Annotated in this window: 12 protein-coding genes; 8 read left to right on the top strand and 4 right to left on the bottom strand. The window is 72.6% G+C overall.

Going from position 1 to position 16530, the window contains the following annotated elements:
• Positions 1 to 34: 34 nt before the first annotated feature.
• Positions 35 to 445: a hotdog fold thioesterase gene (locus ACFT5B_RS02370; RefSeq protein WP_386796368.1), complete on the bottom strand. Its 411-nt coding sequence runs from the start codon at positions 443 to 445 to the stop codon at positions 35 to 37.
• On the opposite strand from ACFT5B_RS02370, the gene polA reads away from it, so the two are divergent.
• Entirely contained in the window at positions 444 to 3179 is a 2736-nt protein-coding gene (polA, locus tag ACFT5B_RS02375) for a DNA polymerase I (protein WP_386796369.1), read from the top strand. The two genes, ACFT5B_RS02370 and polA, sit on opposite strands and share 2 nt — an antisense overlap.
• A gap of 36 nt (positions 3180 to 3215) precedes the next feature.
• On the opposite strand, the gene ACFT5B_RS02380 is transcribed toward polA, so the two are convergent.
• A complete protein-coding gene (locus ACFT5B_RS02380) occupies positions 3216 to 4019 on the bottom strand; it encodes a class I SAM-dependent methyltransferase (protein WP_386796370.1) in 804 nt (267 codons plus the stop codon).
• A 141-nt stretch (positions 4020 to 4160) separates the two neighbouring features.
• Here ACFT5B_RS02380 and ACFT5B_RS02385 point away from each other — a divergent pair, with 141 nt between their 5' ends.
• On the top strand, positions 4161 to 5186 hold the full coding sequence (locus ACFT5B_RS02385; protein WP_386796371.1) for a 6-phosphofructokinase: 1026 nt from the start codon (positions 4161 to 4163) through the stop codon (positions 5184 to 5186).
• A gap of 221 nt (positions 5187 to 5407) precedes the next feature.
• A complete protein-coding gene (gene rpsA / locus ACFT5B_RS02390) occupies positions 5408 to 6886 on the top strand; it encodes a 30S ribosomal protein S1 (protein WP_386796372.1) in 1479 nt (492 codons plus the stop codon).
• Positions 6887 to 7014: 128 nt separating this feature from the next.
• On the opposite strand, the gene ACFT5B_RS02395 is transcribed toward rpsA, so the two are convergent.
• Positions 7015 to 8892 carry an ABC transporter ATP-binding protein gene (locus ACFT5B_RS02395; RefSeq protein ID WP_386796428.1) on the bottom strand — a complete coding sequence of 626 codons (1878 nt, stop codon included), beginning with the start codon at positions 8890 to 8892 and terminating at the stop codon, positions 7015 to 7017.
• A gap of 140 nt (positions 8893 to 9032) precedes the next feature.
• Between ACFT5B_RS02395 and ACFT5B_RS02400 the strand changes: the two genes are divergently transcribed.
• The 3 genes from ACFT5B_RS02400 to ACFT5B_RS02410 are packed head-to-tail and all read left to right on the top strand — an operon-like array spanning position 9033 to position 10851.
• Positions 9033 to 9545, top strand: coding sequence for a MarR family winged helix-turn-helix transcriptional regulator (locus ACFT5B_RS02400; protein WP_386796373.1), 513 nt, complete (start codon positions 9033 to 9035; stop codon positions 9543 to 9545).
• 23 nt (positions 9546 to 9568) lie between these two features.
• Positions 9569 to 10195 (top strand): dephospho-CoA kinase, encoded by a 627-nt coding sequence (gene coaE / locus ACFT5B_RS02405; RefSeq protein ID WP_386796374.1) that lies wholly within the window; start codon positions 9569 to 9571, stop codon positions 10193 to 10195.
• On the top strand, positions 10192 to 10851 hold the full coding sequence (locus ACFT5B_RS02410) for a pyroglutamyl-peptidase I (protein WP_386796375.1): 660 nt from the start codon (positions 10192 to 10194) through the stop codon (positions 10849 to 10851). The genes coaE and ACFT5B_RS02410 overlap by 4 nt, the downstream gene beginning before the upstream one ends.
• Before the next feature lie 73 nt (positions 10852 to 10924).
• Here the strand turns inward: ACFT5B_RS02410 and ACFT5B_RS02415 are convergent, their stop codons facing one another.
• Positions 10925 to 13720 carry a DUF5979 domain-containing protein gene (locus ACFT5B_RS02415; protein ID WP_386796376.1) on the bottom strand — a complete coding sequence of 932 codons (2796 nt, stop codon included), beginning with the start codon at positions 13718 to 13720 and terminating at the stop codon, positions 10925 to 10927.
• A 178-nt stretch (positions 13721 to 13898) separates the two neighbouring features.
• Between ACFT5B_RS02415 and uvrB the strand changes: the two genes are divergently transcribed.
• On the top strand, positions 13899 to 16007 hold the full coding sequence (gene uvrB / locus ACFT5B_RS02420) for an excinuclease ABC subunit UvrB (protein ID WP_386796377.1): 2109 nt from the start codon (positions 13899 to 13901) through the stop codon (positions 16005 to 16007).
• A gap of 61 nt (positions 16008 to 16068) precedes the next feature.
• Positions 16069 to 16518 carry a VOC family protein gene (locus ACFT5B_RS02425; RefSeq protein ID WP_386796378.1) on the top strand — a complete coding sequence of 150 codons (450 nt, stop codon included), beginning with the start codon at positions 16069 to 16071 and terminating at the stop codon, positions 16516 to 16518.
• Positions 16519 to 16530: the final 12 nt, after the last annotated feature.

A 16530-nucleotide genomic window follows, 5' to 3' on the forward strand; every position in this document is an offset into this window, starting at 1 on the left:
CCCCGTCGTCAGGGCGTCGCGCCGGGACCCCGCGTCAGCGCGGGTCGAGGATCAGGCAGGTGAGCCGCACGGTGCTGAGGCGACGGTCTGCCTCGTCGCTCACGACGATCTCGTAGCTCGCGGTCGTGCGCCCCAGGTGGAGCGCCGTCGCGACACCCGTCACGACGCCGTCGCGCGCCGACCGGTGGTGCGTCGCGTTGAGCTCGAGCCCCACGACGTGCCGGTCCACGCCGCCGTGCACCCACGCCGCGATCGAGCCGAGCGTCTCGCCCAGGGCCGCGCTCGCGCCCCCGTGCAGCAGGCCCGCGGGCTGGGTGTTGCCCGCCACGGGCATCGTTCCGACGGCGCGTTCCGGGGCGACCTCGAGCAGCTCGATGCCGAGCCGGTCGAGGAGAGTCCCCTGGGAGTGCTCGCGCCACCACTGCAGGTCCGGGATGTGGGTCATGACCGATAGGTTGGCACCCGTGAGCACCCCAGCGCGAGCCAGCGACAGCACTGCCGGCACTCCTCGTCCCGTCCTGCTCCTGATCGACGGGCACTCGATGGCGTTCCGGGCGTTCTTCGCCCTGCCCGACACGATGGTCACGACCACCGGCGAGGTCACGAACGCCGTCTACGGCTTCACGTCGATGCTCACCAACCTCCTGCGGGACGAGCAGCCGACGCACGTCGCCGTCGCCTTCGACGCGGGCCGCCAGACGTTCCGGACGGAGCGCTACCCCGAGTACAAGGGCACCCGGTCCGCGACGCCGGAGGCCTTCCGCGGGCAGGTCCCGCTCATCAAGGAGGTCCTCGCGGCGCTCCAGGTCCCCACGCTCGAGCGTGCGGGGATCGAGGCGGACGACATCCTCGCGACGCTCGCCGGCCAGGCCGAGGCCGCCGGCATGGACGTCCTGATCTGCTCGGGGGACCGCGACTCGCTCCAGCTCGTGACCGAGCACGTCACGGTCCTCTACCCGGTGCGTGGTGTCTCCGAGCTCGCGCGGATGACGCCGGACGCCGTCGCCGACAAGTACGGCGTGCCGCCGGAGCGCTACCCGGACCTCGCCGCGCTGGTCGGTGAGACGAGCGACAACCTGCCGGGCGTCCCCGGCGTGGGGCCGGGGGTGGCCGCGAAGTGGATCGGCCAGTACGGCGACCTGGACGCGCTCCTCGACCAGCAGGACTCGGTCACGGGCAAGCGGGGCGAGGCGCTGCGCGAGCACGCCGGCCAGGTGCGGCTCAACCGTGAGCTCAACGCGCTCCTGCGCGACGTCGAGCTGCCGTACGGGCCCGACGACCTCGCGCTGCGGGGCTTCGACCGGGACGCGCTGTTCCGGGTCGCGGACGCGCTGCAGTTCGGCCCGCTGCGCGACCGCGTGCTCGCCGTCGACCCGGCCGCGGGCGCGACCGAGGCCGTCGCGGCGCAGGCCGCGGTCGCCGTGACCGTCCACGAGCTCGGCGAGGACGGCCCGGGCTCCTGGCTCGCGGACCGTGCCGGGCAACGCCTGGGCCTGGTGGTCGACGGCAAGCCGTCGCCGTCGGGTGCGGACGCCTGGGCGGTCGCCGTCGCCGACGACGGCGGGGCCGCGTTCGCGCTCGACCTCGCGGACCTGAGCCCGCGCGCGGAGGAGGCGCTGGCCGCTTGGCTCGCCGACCCCGAGGCGCCGAAGGTGCTGCACGGCGCCAAGGAGGCGTGGCACGAGCTCGCCGCCCGCGGCTACGAGCTCCGCGGCGTCGTCCTCGACACCGAGCTGGCCGCCTACCTGTGCTACCCGGATCAGCGCGGCTACGACCTCGGCGAGCTCGTCGAACGGCTGCTGCACCGGACGCTCGTCGCGGCCGAGCCCGAGGCGCAGGGAACCCTCGACCTGGCGCTCGACGAGCAGGGCGAGGGGTCGCGCTCCGCGACCCGGGCGGCGGCCGTCGTCGAGCTGGCGCAGGTGCTCGAGGAGGAGGTCGCGGACCGCGGCGCCTCGGCGCTGCTCACGGACGTCGAGATCCCGCTGTCCGACGTGCTCGCCCACATGGAGCGGCGCGGCATCGCCGCGGACGTGCCGTACCTGACGGAGCTCGAGGAGCAGTTCGGCGCGCAGGTCGCCCGCGAGGCGGAGGAGGCGTACGACGCGATCGGTCGCGAGGTGAACCTCGGTTCGCCCAAGCAGCTCCAGGAGGTGCTGTTCGACCAGCTCGCGATGCCCAAGACCAAGAAGATCAAGACGGGGTACACGACCGACGCGGCAGCTCTCGCGGACCTCTACGAGCGGACCGGGCACCCGTTCCTCGAGCACCTGCTCGCGCACCGCGACGTCACGCGCCTGCGCCAGACGGTCGAGGGCCTGCTCAAGTCCGTCGCGCCCGACGGGCGCATCCACACGACGTTCCAACAGACCATCGCGGCCACCGGACGCCTCAGCTCGACCGACCCGAACCTCCAGAACATCCCGATCCGCACGGAGGAGGGGCGCCGGATCCGCCGGGCGTTCGTCGTCGGGGAGGGCTACGAGCAGCTCCTGACGGCCGACTACAGCCAGATCGAGATGCGGATCATGGCGCACCTGTCGGGCGACGAGGGGCTGATCGACGCGTTCCGCTCGGGCGAGGACCTGCACCGGTACGTCGGTTCCAGGGTCTTCGAGGTCGCGCCCGCGGACGTCACGCCCGCGATGCGCTCCAAGATCAAGGCCATGAGCTACGGGCTCGCGTACGGGCTGTCGTCGTACGGGCTCTCGAAGCAGCTGAGCATCGAGGTCGGCGAGGCGCAGGGCCTCATGGACGACTACTTCTCGCGGTTCGGCGGGGTCCGGGAGTACCTGTCGGGCGTCGTCGACGAGGCGCGTGCCACGGGGTACACGGCGACGATCTTCGGCCGCCGGCGCTACCTGCCGGACCTCACGAGCGACAACCGGCAGCGCCGCGACATGGCGGAGCGCATGGCGCTCAACGCCCCGATCCAGGGCAGCGCCGCCGACCTCATCAAGATCGCGATGCTCGGCGTCGAGCGGGAGCTCACCGAGCGGGGGCTGCGCTCGCGCCTGCTCCTGCAGGTCCACGACGAGCTCGTGCTCGAGGTCGCCGCGGGGGAGCGGGACGCGGTCGAGGAGGTCGTCCGCGCCCAGATGGGCAGCGCCGCCGACCTGTCGGTCCCGCTCGACGTCTCCGTCGGCGTCGGGCGCAGCTGGCACGACGCCGGGCACTGACCGGGGAGTCGTCGTGGACCGACGCGCGGACCGGGGTCAGGGGCGGTGCGTCACGAACACCGCGGTGCCGGGCAGGTAGGCGCCGCGCACCGGGCCCCACCCGCCCCACACGTTCGTGTTGTCGGCGGGCCACTCGGGCTCGACGACGTCGTCCACCACCAGCCCCGCAGCGACGACGTCGCGCACGTGGTCGCCGACCGTCCGGTGGTACTCCGCGTACAGGACGCGGCCGTCCTCGGCGGTCTCGACGTACGGCCGCCGGTCGAAGTACGACCGCCGCGCGGTCAGCCCGTGCTCCGACGGGTCGTCGGGGAACGCCCACCGGAGCGGATGCGTCACGGAGAACACCCAGCGTCCGCCGGGACGCACGACGCGCGCCGCCTCGCGGTGCACGCGGACGGCGTCGGGCAGGAACGGGAGCGCCCCGAAGGCCGTGAAGACGGCGTCGAAGCCGGCGTCGGGGAAGGGCAGCGACCGGGCGTCGGCCTGGACGAGCGGGACGCGGACGCCCGTGGCCCGGTCGAGTGCGGCGGCCTGGGCGAGCATCCCGTGCGAGACGTCGGTGGCGAGCGCCCGCGCCCCGGCGCGCACGAGCCACCGCGAGCACTGTGCGGCGCCCGCGCCGATCTCGAGGACGCCGCGCCCGGAGACGTCGCCGAGCAGGTGGGCGTCGGCCTCGCGCAGGCCCTCCGGACCCCAGACGAAGTCGGCGTCCCCGAGGAAACCGCCGTGCTCGGCGAGGTACTCGGGCGCCTCCGCGTCCCACCAGCTGCGAGCCGCGTTGCCGCCCGCCTCGTCGGGGACGTCGCGGTAGCCGGCGGAGGAGGGGTGCTCGGACATGGCCCTAGTCTCGGTGGTCGCGCGGTGCGCTCGCGACCGTGCCCGGTTCGCTAGGGTCGGCCGTGGTGACGGGGCCGTGCGCGCAGCGGACCCCTCCTCCGCCCGGCGCGCGGCCGCAGCAGACGGACGACGGGAGCTGGGATGCGCATCGGACTTCTCACGGGTGGCGGCGACTGCCCCGGACTGAATGCTGCGATCCGCGGCGTGGTCAAGCACGCGCTGGGGGAGTACGGGCACTCGGTGATCGGGTTCCGCAACGGCTGGAAGGGTGTCGCGCAGGGCGACGTCCAGCCGCTCGGACGGTCCGACATCCGCAACGTGCTCCCCGTCGGCGGGACGCTGCTGGGGACGGCGCGGTTCCACCCGCACTCCGAGGACGGCGGGATGGACGCGGTCCTCGGCACGCTCGAGGCGGAGCGCATCGACGCGCTCGTCTGCATCGGGGGCGACGGCACGGTGCACGCCGCCAGCAAGGTCGCGGAGGCGGGGGTGCCGATGATCGCGATCCCGAAGACGATCGACAACGACGTGGTCGGCACGGACCTGTCCATCGGGTTCCACACCGCCGTGAACATCGCGACCGACGCGATCGACCGCCTCCACACGACGGCCGAGTCCCACAACCGTGTCATGGTCGTCGAGGTGATGGGTCGCCACGCCGGCTGGATCGCGGTCAACGCCGGGATCGCGGGCGGCGCGGAGGTCGTGCTCGCGCCCGAGCGGCCGTTCGACATCGAACGCGTCGTGAAGTTCCTGCGGCACCGGCACCGGGCGCACGCGAGCTTCTCGATCGTCGTCGTCGCCGAGGGCGCGGTCCCCGCGGAGGGGACGGCGATGGACTTCACGCAGAAGCTCGGCCGGTTCGGCGAGATCGTCGCCGGTTCGGTCGGGGAGGCGGTCGCGAACGAGATCGCGCAGCGGACCGGGTTCGACACACGGCTGACCGTGCTCGGGCACGTCCAGCGCGGCGGCTCGCCCACGCCGACGGACCGCATCCTCGGGTCGCGCTTCGGCGTCGCCGCGGTCGACGCCGCGGCGTCCGGCCGGACGAGCGTCATGACCGCGCTGCGCGGCGACGAGGTGCAGCTGGTCCCGTTCGACGAGGTCGCGGGTCGGGTCAAGCACGTCCCCGACGAGCTGTTGCGGGTCGCGGACGCGCTCGCGTAGCCGCGGGCCGGCGCCTTTGACCTGCCCATGACGTTCCGACTAACATGGCACGCGGTGTATTGCGTTCTCGGCGCAGTCGTCGGCGGCACGGTCGTCCTCGGCAGCCTGGCTGACGCTCACGGCCCCCGATCGTCCCCCGGCTCGCGCCGGTGACGGCCGACGGTACCGCACCACCATCCCTGTCCGCACTACGTCCTGTCCGCATCGGAGCATCGAACTCAATGACCATCTCCACCCCCGCGAAGTCTGTTCCCCAGGTTGCCGTCAACGACATCGGCACCGAAGAGGACTTCCTCGCTGCCGTCGACGCCACCATCCGTTACTTCAACGACGGTGACATCGTCGAGGGCACCATCGTCAAGGTCGACCGCGACGAGGTCCTCCTCGACATCGGCTACAAGACCGAGGGCGTCATCCCCTCGCGCGAGCTGTCCATCAAGCACGACGTCGACCCGTCCGAGGTCGTCGGCGTCGGCGACCAGGTCGAGGCCCTGGTCCTCCAGAAGGAGGACAAGGAAGGCCGTCTGATCCTGTCGAAGAAGCGCGCCCAGTACGAGCGCGCCTGGGGCACGATCGAGAAGATCAAGGAGGAGGACGGCGTCGTCACGGGCACCGTCATCGAGGTCGTCAAGGGCGGCCTCATCCTCGACATCGGTCTGCGCGGCTTCCTGCCCGCGTCGCTCGTGGAGATGCGTCGTGTCCGCGACCTCGCGCCGTACGTCGGCAAGGAGATCGAGGCCAAGATCATCGAGCTCGACAAGAACCGCAACAACGTCGTGCTCTCGCGCCGCGCCTGGCTCGAGCAGACGCAGTCCGAGGTGCGCTCGACCTTCCTGCAGACCCTGCAGAAGGGCCAGGTCCGCCCCGGTGTGGTCTCGTCGATCGTCAACTTCGGTGCGTTCGTGGACCTCGGCGGCGTCGACGGTCTCGTCCACGTCTCGGAGCTGTCCTGGAAGCACATCGACCACCCGTCCGAGGTCGTCGAGGTCGGCCAGGAGGTCACGGTCGAGGTGCTCGACGTCGACTTCGACCGCGAGCGCGTCTCGCTGTCGCTGAAGGCGACGCAGGAGGACCCGTGGCAGACGTTCGCCCGGACCCACGCGATCGGTCAGGTCGTGCCGGGCAAGGTCACCAAGCTCGTCCCGTTCGGCGCGTTCGTCCGCGTCGAGGACGGCATCGAGGGCCTCGTGCACATCTCCGAGCTCGCGCAGCGTCACGTCGACCTGCCCGAGCAGGTCGTCAACGTCGGTGACGACGTCTTCGTCAAGGTCATCGACATCGACCTCGAGCGTCGCCGCATCTCGCTGTCGCTCAAGCAGGCCAACGACGGTGTCGACCTCGAGTCCGAGGACTTCGACCCCGCGCTGTACGGCATGGCGGCCGAGTACGACGAGCAGGGGAACTACAAGTACCCCGAGGGCTTCGACCCGGAGACGAACGAGTGGCTCGAGGGCTTCGAGTCGCAGCGTGAGGCCTGGGAGACGCAGTACGCCAAGGCCCACGAGCTGTGGGAGGCGCACCGTCGCCAGGTCTCCGACGCCGCCAAGGCGGACGCCGAGGCCGGCTCGAGCGACTCGGGTGCTTCCTCCTCGTCGTCGTCGTCCTCGTACTCGTCGTCGGCTCCGAGCGAGCCCGCCGCGGGCACGCTGGCCTCGGACGAGGCGCTCGCCGCTCTGCGCGAGAAGCTGACCGGCAACTGATCACGGCGGGCCGCCGGCGCACGTCGTCGGCGGCTCCCCGCGACACCACGAAGGGCCCGGCCCTCGATCGAAGGATCGAGGGCCGGGCCCTTCGGCGTGCTCGGGGGCGAGGTGCCGAGCGCGGGACCTCAGGCGACCGGCTCGAGCGGCTCGCCCGTGGCGCCGTCGGCGAACTGCGTGTGGTAGAGCTCCGCGTACAGGCCGCCGGAGGCGAGCAGCTCGGCGTGCGTGCCCTGCTCGACGACCCGGCCGCCGTCGAGGACGACGATGAGGTCCGCGCCGCGGACCGTCGACAGGCGGTGGGCGATCACGAGCGCGGTGCTCGAGGCGAGCGCCTCGTCGAGCGCGGCCTGGACGGCGACCTCGGACTCGGAGTCGAGGTGTGCGGTGGCCTCGTCGAGCACGACGAACGCCGGCTCCTTGAGGAGCATGCGCGCGATCGCGAGCCGCTGCCGCTCACCGCCGGACAGGCGGTAGCCGCGGTCGCCCACGACCGTCTCGAGGCCGGAGGGCAGCGTGTGGACGAGCTCGGCGACGTGGGCGCGCTCGAGCGCCCGCCACAGGTCGGCGTCGGTGGCGTCGGGCCGCGCGTACCGGAGGTTCGCCGCGATGGAGTCGTGGAAGAGGTGCGCCTCCTGCGTGACCACGCCGACGGCGTCGTGCAGGGACTGCTGGGTGACGTCGCGCAGGTCGGTCCCGGCGATGCGGACGGCTCCGCCGGTCGGGTCGTACATGCGTGTCGCGAGCTGGGAGACCGTCGTCTTGCCGGCGCCGGACGGCCCGACGAGCGCGACGGTCGCGCCCGCGGGCACGGTGAAGCTCACGTCGGCGAGCGTGTCGTGGGTCGGGTCGTTCGTGAGCGCGGCGACGGACTCGAGCGACGCGAGCGAGACCTCGGTCGCGGCCGGGTACCGGAACTGCACGTGGTCGAGCTCGAGCGTCGCGCCGTTCCGGGCGACGTCGTCGCCGAGGTCGTGCGCTCCCGGCGCGTCCGCGACCATCGGCTCCAGGTCGAGCACCTCGAGGACCCGCTCGAACGAGACGAGCGCCGTCATGACGTCGACCTGGACGTTCGACATCGCCGTGATGGGGCCGTAGAGCCGCCCGAGATACGCGGTGAGCGCCACGACCGTGCCGACGGTGAGCGAGCCGCCGATCGCCATGAGGCCGCCCGCCCCGTAGACGATCGCGACGCCGACCGCGGCGACCGCGGTCAGGCCCGCGCGGAAGTAGACGCCGAGCACCGCGGTGCGGACGCCGATGTCGCGCACGCGCCCGGCCTTCTCGGCGAAGTCGGCCGACTCGCGCTCGGGCCGGCCGAAGACCTTGACGAGGTGGGCGCCCGCGACGTTGAAGCGCTCCTGCATCATCTGCGCGGCGTCGGCGTTGAGCCCGTAGCTCTCGCGCGTGAGGCCCGCGAGCCGGCGGCCGACCCAGCGGGCGGGCAGCACGAACAGGGGGAGCAGGACGAGCGAGACGAGGGTGAGCTGCCACGACATCGAGAACATCGCGGCGAGCACGAAGACGATGGTCAGCGCGTTGCTGACGACGTTCGAGAGGGTCGAGGTGAAGGCCTGCTGCGCGCCGAGCACGTCGCCGTTGAGGCGCTGGACGAGCGCGCCCGTGCGGGCGCGGGAGAAGAACGCCAGCGGCATGCGCTGGACGTGGTCGAAGACCTGGGTGCGCAGGTCGAGGATGAGGCCCTCGCCGATCCGGGAGGAGAGCCACCGCTCGGCGACGGTGAGGCCCGCGGACACGAGGGCAAGGCCTGCGAGGAGCGCGGCGAGCGCGACGACGAGGCGCCGGTCGCCGGCGGAGATCCCGTCGTCGATGAGGCGGCTCACGACGAGCGGGCTCGCGGCTCCCGCGGCGGCGTCGACGGCGAGGAGCGCCACGAATCCGCCGAGTGCGCGGCGGTAGGGGCGGGCGAAGGTGAGGATGCGGCGCAGGGTGCCGCGCTGGAGCCGCTGCTGGGCGACCGAGGAGTCCTGGACGAAGGAGCGCATGCCGCGGCCGCCGCCGCGCACGCCTCCACCATGGGTTCCGAATGCCATAGGTGACCTCCGGTGGGATCGATGAGCTGGGAATTGATAGTGAGTATAGCTCACTATCTGTTACGACACAAGAGTCCCGGTAGGCTGGGGCTATGACCACGACGCCGTCCGCCACGACGACGCACCCGCCCGCCGCGCACGGTACCCCCGCGCACGAGACCCCGACGGGCGGCGAGTTCGTCGCCGTCCTCCACGCCGCGATGCGCGCGGTCCGGCGCGAGGCCGACGCACAGCTGGGCGACGACGCCGTCGCCCCGGGCCAGCTCCGGCTGCTGCGCGTGCTCGACCGCGCCGGGGGAGTGCAGCGTCCCAGCGTGCTGGCCGAGACCCTCGACGTGAGCCCCCGGTCCGTCACCTCGAAGGTGGACGCCGCCGAGCGCGACGGGTTCGTCGTCCGGCACCCCGACCCGAACGACCGGCGGGCCACGCTCGTCGAGCTCACCGACCGCGGCCGCGCCGCGCTCGCGCGGATGGGCGACCTCCGGGCGTCCGGCGCGGGCGGGCTGCTCGAGCGGCTCGACCCGGCCGAGCAGCACGAGCTCGTCCGGCTGCTGCGGCGCGTCGCGGGGCCGTCCGACGGGACGGCGGCCGCGCGGCACCCCTGACCTGCCCCTGGCAGGATGGAGGGATGTTCCGCGTCGGCCTCACCGGAGGCATCGCATCCGGCAAGTCCGTGGCACTGGCTCGCTTCGCCGAGCTCGGGGCCGTGACCATCGACCACGACCGCCTCGCGCGCGACGTCGTCGAACCCGGGACCGTCGGGCTCGAGCGCGTCGTCGACGCGTTCGGCGTGGGCGTCCTCGCGGCTGACGGGTCGCTGGACCGCCCGGCGCTCGCCGCGATCGTCTTCGCCGAGCCGGCGCGTCGGGAGCAGCTCAACGCGATCGTCCACCCGGAGATCCGGCGGTGCGCCGCCGAGCAGGAGGCGCGCGCCGCGGCCGCGGACCCGGACGTGGTCGTGGTGCACGACATCCCGCTGCTCGTCGAGACCGGGCAGGGCGACGCGTTCGGCCTGCTCGTCGTCGTGGACGCGCCGCGCGACCTCCGCCTCGCCCGGATGGTCGAGGAGCGGGGGATGAGCGTCGCCGACGCCGAGGGTCGGCTCGCCGCCCAGGCGTCCGACGAGGCGCGGCTCGCCGCCGCCGACGTCGTGCTCGACGGCGCCCGCACCCCGGACGACCTGCGCGCCCAGGTGGATGCGCTGTGGCCGTCGCTCGCGCGCGAAGCCCGCGACGAGGACGAGTCCGTCGGATGAGCGCGGAGGCTCCCGTCGTCCTCCTCACCGGTTTCGAGCCCTTCGGCGGCGCGGCGACCAACCCCTCGTGGGACGCCGCCGACGCCGTCGCCGCCAGCTGGTCGGGGCCTGGGGTCGTGCACGCCCGCCGGGTCCCCGTGACGTTCGCGGACGGTCCGCGCGCCGTCCTCGACGCGGTCGCCGAGCTCCGGCCCGACGCCGTCGTCATGCTCGGGCTGCACGGCGGGGCGCACGAGCTGCGCCTCGAGCGCGTGGCCGTCAACGTCGCCGACGCCCGGATCCCCGACAACGCCGGTGCGCAGCCCGTCGACGAGCCGGTCGTCCCCGGCGGCCCCGTGGGCCACTGGTCGACCCTCCCGCTGCGCGCCGCGCTCGACGCCGTCCGCGAGGCCGGAGTCCCCGTGGCGCTGTCGCCGTCGGCGGGGACCTACGTCTGCAACGCGACGTTCTACGCCGTCCAGGACGCCCTCGCCGACGGCGAGGGGCCGCGCGTGTCGGGCTTCGTGCACGTCCCGCCCGTCGCCGGGCAGCGAGTCACCGACGACGACGGCGTGGTCGCGGGCGGCGAGCCCGGCCTGCCGCAGGGCGACCTCGTGCGGGGGGTGGCCGCCGTCGTCGGCGCCGTGGTCGCGGCGCTGCGCGTCGACGCGCACTGAGGGCTGCCGCCCCGCACAGCGCGCCGCGGCAGCACGGGCTCGGCCCGGGCCCCGAGCCGGGCCGCGCGTCGTCTCAGCCGTGTCGGCGTCGGCCGATCAGGATCGCTGCGAGCCCGAGGGCGACCAGGAAGGCGCCGATCGCCGCGACCGTCAGGATGTCGAAGCCCGTCGTCGCGAGGCCGCCCCCGCCGGTGTCGGGCGTCGTGACAACGGACGTCGGCGCGGGTGCCGGCGTGGTCGTGCTCGGCGCCGCGGTCGTGGGTGCCTGAGTCGTCTCGGACGGCGTGGGCGTCGGCGTCGGTGCGACGAAGGTATTGGTCACCGTGACGACCTGGGTGGCGGCATCGCCCTCGGCGACGGTGATCTCGCCAGGGTCGACGGCCGGGGTGCGCCAGGTGCCGTTGTCGTCGGTCGGGGTCTCCTCGGTGACGGCGCACGTGGTGCCGACCGGGAAGCCCACGATCGTCGCGGTCTCGCCGTCGGCGAGGTGAACGGCGCCGGAGCCGTCGCCGTCCACGTTCTCGACCGAGCACTGCCAGGCGATGTCGAACGACGTCGTGGAGGCGCCGGGATCCCCGGTGACCTCCTTCTGGATCGTGAACCCGCCGCGGGCTGCCGTGAACGTGTTGGTCACCGTGACGGCCGCGACCTGGGTGGTGTCCTCGCTGCCGATCGTCACGGTCGCTGGGCTGATCGACGCCTCCCACGTGCCCGTCGCGTCGTCGACCGTCGGCTCGCTGATCGTGCAGGTCGTGCCGACGGGGAAGCCGGTGATCGGATCGGACTCGTCGCCCGCGCGGAGCGTGACCGAGCCCGACGACAGGCCGTCCGCGTTCGGCTGGTCGCAGGACCAGTCGATTGTGAACTCGTCGACGGTCGCGCCGGCGTCGCCCTGGACGATCTTCTCCACCTGGAACCCGCCGACCGTGCTGGTGAACGTGTTGGTGACGGTGACGACGCGGGTCGCCGACGTGCCCTCGGTGATGGTGAAGTCGCCTGCGGGGTCGACCGAGGACGACCAGGTGCCGTTGTCGTCGTCGGGCCGGTCCTCCGACACCGAGCATGTCGTGCCGGTGGGGAAGCCGTCGAACGCGACGGTGCCGCCGTCCTCGAGCGACCACGTGCCGGAGTCGTCACCCTGCGCGTCGGGGGCGTCGCAGGTCCAGCTCCCCGTGAACGTGGTGGTCGAGGCGCCCGGGTCGGAGTCGTCGGACACGACCTTCCGGATCGTGAAGCCCCCGCGCTGGAGCGTCGCGGTGTTCGTGACGGTCACCGCGCTCACGGTGCTGTCGCCGCCGAGTCTGACAGGGTTCGGCGTGATCGAGGGGGTGCCCCAGTCGATGCCGGGAACAGTCGGAAGGGTCGGCTCGGAGAACGTCACCTCGTCGCCGTCGGCGAGATCCGTCGGGCCGTTGGCAGGGGTGCCGTCCGCGAGGACGGTGAGGGTGCCCGTGCGGTTCAGGTCGGGGCTGTCCGACGGTCCGGTGACCGTCCAGTCGACTGTGAACTCGGTGTCGGCCGGGACGGCGTCGGCGCCGTCACCCGTGATCGCCTTCTGGATGCTGAAGGTAGCGGGCACGAGCGCGGCGCAGCCCAGCTCGCCGGTGAACTGGTAGGCGTGGTTCTCGGTGCCGGTGCTCGCGCCGACGCCCGCCCCGCCGTCGTTGACGAGGGTGCCCGGCGTGTAGATGCGACCGTTCGTGCCGGCGACGCCGACGGTGAGCGTCGAACCGGGCTGGCCCATGAGGATCGAGCCGGGAAGCTGCACGGGCCCGCCGAGGCGGACGGACGTCGCGTTCGGATAGTTGTAGAGGATCTGGTCGCGCCACGTCGGTGCGGGGTTGGGCTCGCCGTCGACCGTGATGTTGGAGACGAACTGCGCGACGGACCCGCCCGCCGCGGCGTTGAGCAGGATGGTCGCCGTCGTCGGGATGCCCGTCACGTCCACGGACACGGGCGAGGTCGCCGACCCGATCGTCGCGGGCAGGTCGAAGACCACGAGGTCCCCCGTGCCAGGTCCCGTCAACGTGAGAGTGCCGCCGGAGGCGGCGACCGTTCCGTGTGTCACGGCGAGCGTCCCGCCCTGGTTCTCGGCCGTCGTGACGCCCGGGTCGCTCAACGGCGCGTAGCACTGCTGGGAGTAGGTCGCCATCGTGCCGTCGGCACCGAACAGGTCGTCGTAGTGATCGTCGGCCAGGACGGACGTGTCGCTGTACACCGCGTTCTGGAACTGAGTGGGCGGGTCCTGATTGCCAGTGTCGACACCCGCGCCGAGCTGCCCCCACTGGGTGCTCGACGCCACCGCCGCGTCCCGGAAGTTGTGCGTGCCTCCGACCCGGATGTCGCCGGTGCGGTACGGCGCGATGGTGGTCCCGACCTGGACCTGCGAGCCGGCCGGCGTGACGGTGGCGTCGCCGCCGACGATCAGCCAGTCGGCCCGGTCGGCAGGGATCACGCCGCTCCCGATCGCCCAGCCGACGTTGTAGCCCTTGTCGAAGGACGCATCCCCGTCGACGACCAGCAGGCCCTCCGTCTCGGCCGCGGTGCCGGTCGCCGCGAAGTCGCTGCCGACGATCACGTTCGGCGCGTCGTCGGTGCCGTTGATGGTCCCGCTCTTGTCGTCGGACCAGCCCTGGCAGTTGCCCGCCGCGTCCGGGTCGGGGTCCGGGACGCAGGGGCCCCAGCCGTCGTTCGCGCCGTCCCCCGAGGGCGACGGACCGGGGAGGATGCCCGACGACGGCGGCAGCAGACCGGAGACGGTGGCGGCGTCGGCCGCGGGGATGGTCGTGCCGACCGCGATCGCGCCGCTCAGTGCCAGGGTGAGCGCGGCGCCGGCCGCAGCCCGCCGGTGCAGTGGTGCTCGAACCATCGGACCCCCGTCTCGCTCTGTGCCCCGGCGTGCGACGCGTCGTCGCGCCACGCGTCCACTGTCACCCACGCCCTCGGGCGGCGCATGTCGGACGTGCCCGTGCAGGCGGGGCGAAACCTCCTCTCGTCGCGGCCGCTCCCCGGAGCCCGCTGTGGGTGGGCCGTCCTAGGGTTGGCGTATGCGCCCCGTCACCGACCTCCAGCGCGTCGAGTCCCCGTTCGAGGTGGTCTCCGAGTACACCCCCTCGGGCGACCAGCCGACCGCCATCGCCGACCTCACGCAGCGGCTCCAGGCGGGGGAGAAGGACGTCGTGCTCCTCGGTGCGACGGGCACCGGCAAGTCGGCGACCACGGCCTGGCTCATCGAGCAGGTCCAGCGCCCCACGCTGGTGATGGCCCCCAACAAGACGCTCGCCGCGCAGCTCGCCACCGAGTTCCGCGAGCTGCTCCCCAACAACGCCGTCGAGTACTTCGTCTCGTACTACGACTACTACCAGCCCGAGGCGTACATCGCGCAGACCGACACCTACATCGAGAAGGACAGCTCGATCAACGACGAGGTCGAGCGCCTGCGCCACTCCGCGACGAGCTCGCTCCTGACCCGGCGGGACGTCGTCGTGGTCGCGTCGGTGTCGTGCATCTACGGCCTGGGCACGCCCCAGGAGTACGTGGACCGGATGGTCCGCCTGGACGTCGGGGACCAGGTGGAGCGAGACCAGCTCCTGCGGCAGTTCGTCACCATGCAGTACACGCGCAACGACATGGCGTTTACGCGCGGCACGTTCCGGGTGCGGGGCGACACGGTCGAGATCATCCCCGTGTACGAGGAGCTCGCGATCCGGATCGAGTTCTTCGGCGACGAGATCGAGTCGATCCAGCTCCTCCACCCGCTGAGCGGTGAGGTCATCCGCTCCGAGCGGAGCACGTACATCTTCCCGGCCACGCACTACGTCGCGGGCCCCGAGCGCATGGAGCGCGCGATCGGCTCGATCGAGGCCGAGCTGGCGGACAGGCTCGACGAGCTCGAGCGGCAGAACAAGCTCCTCGAGGCACAGCGCCTGCGCATGCGCACCACGTACGACATCGAGATGATGCGCCAGATCGGCACCTGCTCGGGCATCGAGAACTACTCGCGGCACATCGACGGCCGCACGCCCGGCTCGCCTCCGAACACGCTCCTCGACTTCTTCCCCGAGGACTTCCTCCTCGTGATCGACGAGTCGCACGTGACGGTCCCGCAGATCGGCGCCATGTACGAGGGCGACATGTCGCGCAAGCGGAACCTCGTGGACTTCGGGTTCCGGCTGCCGTCCGCGATGGACAACAGGCCGCTGCGGTGGGAGGAGTTCGTCGACCGGATCGGCCAGACCGTCTACCTGTCCGCGACGCCCGGCGCGTACGAGCTGTCGATGTCCGACGGGGTCGTCGAGCAGATCATCCGCCCGACGGGCCTGGTCGACCCGGAGGTCGTGGTCAAGCCCACCAAGGGCCAGATCGACGACCTGCTGGGCGAGATCCGCGACCGCGTCGACAAGGACGAGCGCGTGCTCGTCACGACCCTCACCAAGAAGATGGCCGAGGACCTCACGGACTACCTGCTCGACAAGGACGTGCGGGTCCGGTACCTGCACTCCGAGGTCGACACCCTGCGCCGCGTCGAGCTCCTGCGCGAGCTGCGGCTCGGCCAGTTCGACGTGCTCGTCGGCATCAACCTGCTGCGCGAGGGCCTCGACCTGCCCGAGGTGTCGCTCGTCGCGATCCTCGACGCGGACAAGGAGGGCTTCCTCCGGTCCGGCACCTCCCTCATCCAGACGATCGGCCGCGCGGCGCGCAACGTGTCCGGCCAGGTCCACATGTACGCGGACCGGATCACCGACGCGATGGCCCTGGCCATCGACGAGACGAACCGGCGCCGCGCCAAGCAGGTCGCGTACAACGAGGAGCACGGGATCGACCCGACCCCGCTGCGCAAGCGGATCGCGGACGTCACGGACATGCTCGCGCGCGAGGACATCGACACCGACGAGCTCCTGTCGACCGGGTACCGCGGCTCCGGGAAGGGCCGGTCCAAAAGCGGCGGCAAGGACACCGCCCCCGTCAAGGAGGGCGTCGGCGGCAACCGGCTCGCCGCCGCGGCCGCCGGTGACCTCGCCGGGCTCATCCAGGAGCTCACGGACCAGATGCACACGGCGGCCGGCGAGCTCCAGTTCGAGCTCGCGGCGCGCCTGCGCGACGAGATCTCCGACCTGAAGAAGGAGCTCCGGCAGCTCCACGCCGCCACGGCGTAGCAGCGCCCGGCCCCAGACCAGCACCGACCGACGCAGCACCGACACGAGGCAGGGGCAGACGATGGCGTTCAGCGTGCAGGTGACCTTCGACGCGCACGACCCGGAAGGGCTCGCGCGCTTCTGGATGGAGGCGCTCGGCTACGTCGTGCCGCCGCCGCCGGGTGACTTCGCCACCTGGGACGAAGCGCTCGACGCCTGGGGCGTCCCCGCGGACGAGCGGGACCGCGCGTTCGCGCTTGTCGACCCCGACGGCGCCGGGCCGCGGCTGTTCTTCCAGAAGGTCCCCGAGCCGAAGACCGCGAAGAACCGCGTGCACCTCGACGTCAACGTCGGCGCCGCCAGCGCTGCCGACGGGGACGACGACGCCGCGCGCGACGCCGTGCGCACGCACGCCACCAAGCTCGAGGGCCTCGGCGCGACGCGCGTCCGCGAGTTCGGCCCCGACGAGACGAACGGCGAGTACTGGATCGTCATGCACGACCCCGAGGGCAACGAGTTCTGCGTGCAGTGACGCTCGCGCGCC

The organism is Luteimicrobium sp. NPDC057192 (genome assembly GCF_042670205.1).
Classification (GTDB): Bacteria; Actinomycetota; Actinomycetes; order Actinomycetales; family Cellulomonadaceae; genus Luteimicrobium.

What these genes read in the sequence shown, in the direction of transcription:
- polA (WP_386796369.1), top strand. Translation starts at nt 444, where the DNA reads ATGACCGATAGGTTGGCACCCGTGAGCACCCCAGCGCGAGCCAGCGAC.
- ACFT5B_RS02370 (WP_386796368.1), bottom strand. Translation starts at nt 445, where the DNA reads ATGACCCACATCCCGGACCTGCAGTGGTGGCGCGAGCACTCCCAGGGG.
- ACFT5B_RS02380 (WP_386796370.1), bottom strand. Translation starts at nt 4,019, where the DNA reads ATGTCCGAGCACCCCTCCTCCGCCGGCTACCGCGACGTCCCCGACGAG.
- ACFT5B_RS02385 (WP_386796371.1), top strand. Translation starts at nt 4,161, where the DNA reads ATGCGCATCGGACTTCTCACGGGTGGCGGCGACTGCCCCGGACTGAAT.
- rpsA (WP_386796372.1), top strand. Translation starts at nt 5,408, where the DNA reads ATGACCATCTCCACCCCCGCGAAGTCTGTTCCCCAGGTTGCCGTCAAC.
- ACFT5B_RS02395 (WP_386796428.1), bottom strand. Translation starts at nt 8,892, where the DNA reads ATGCGCTCCTTCGTCCAGGACTCCTCGGTCGCCCAGCAGCGGCTCCAG.
- ACFT5B_RS02400 (WP_386796373.1), top strand. Translation starts at nt 9,033, where the DNA reads ATGACCACGACGCCGTCCGCCACGACGACGCACCCGCCCGCCGCGCAC.
- coaE (WP_386796374.1), top strand. Translation starts at nt 9,569, where the DNA reads ATGTTCCGCGTCGGCCTCACCGGAGGCATCGCATCCGGCAAGTCCGTG.
- ACFT5B_RS02410 (WP_386796375.1), top strand. Translation starts at nt 10,192, where the DNA reads ATGAGCGCGGAGGCTCCCGTCGTCCTCCTCACCGGTTTCGAGCCCTTC.
- ACFT5B_RS02415 (WP_386796376.1), bottom strand. Translation starts at nt 13,720, where the DNA reads ATGGTTCGAGCACCACTGCACCGGCGGGCTGCGGCCGGCGCCGCGCTC.
- uvrB (WP_386796377.1), top strand. Translation starts at nt 13,899, where the DNA reads ATGCGCCCCGTCACCGACCTCCAGCGCGTCGAGTCCCCGTTCGAGGTG.
- ACFT5B_RS02425 (WP_386796378.1), top strand. Translation starts at nt 16,069, where the DNA reads ATGGCGTTCAGCGTGCAGGTGACCTTCGACGCGCACGACCCGGAAGGG.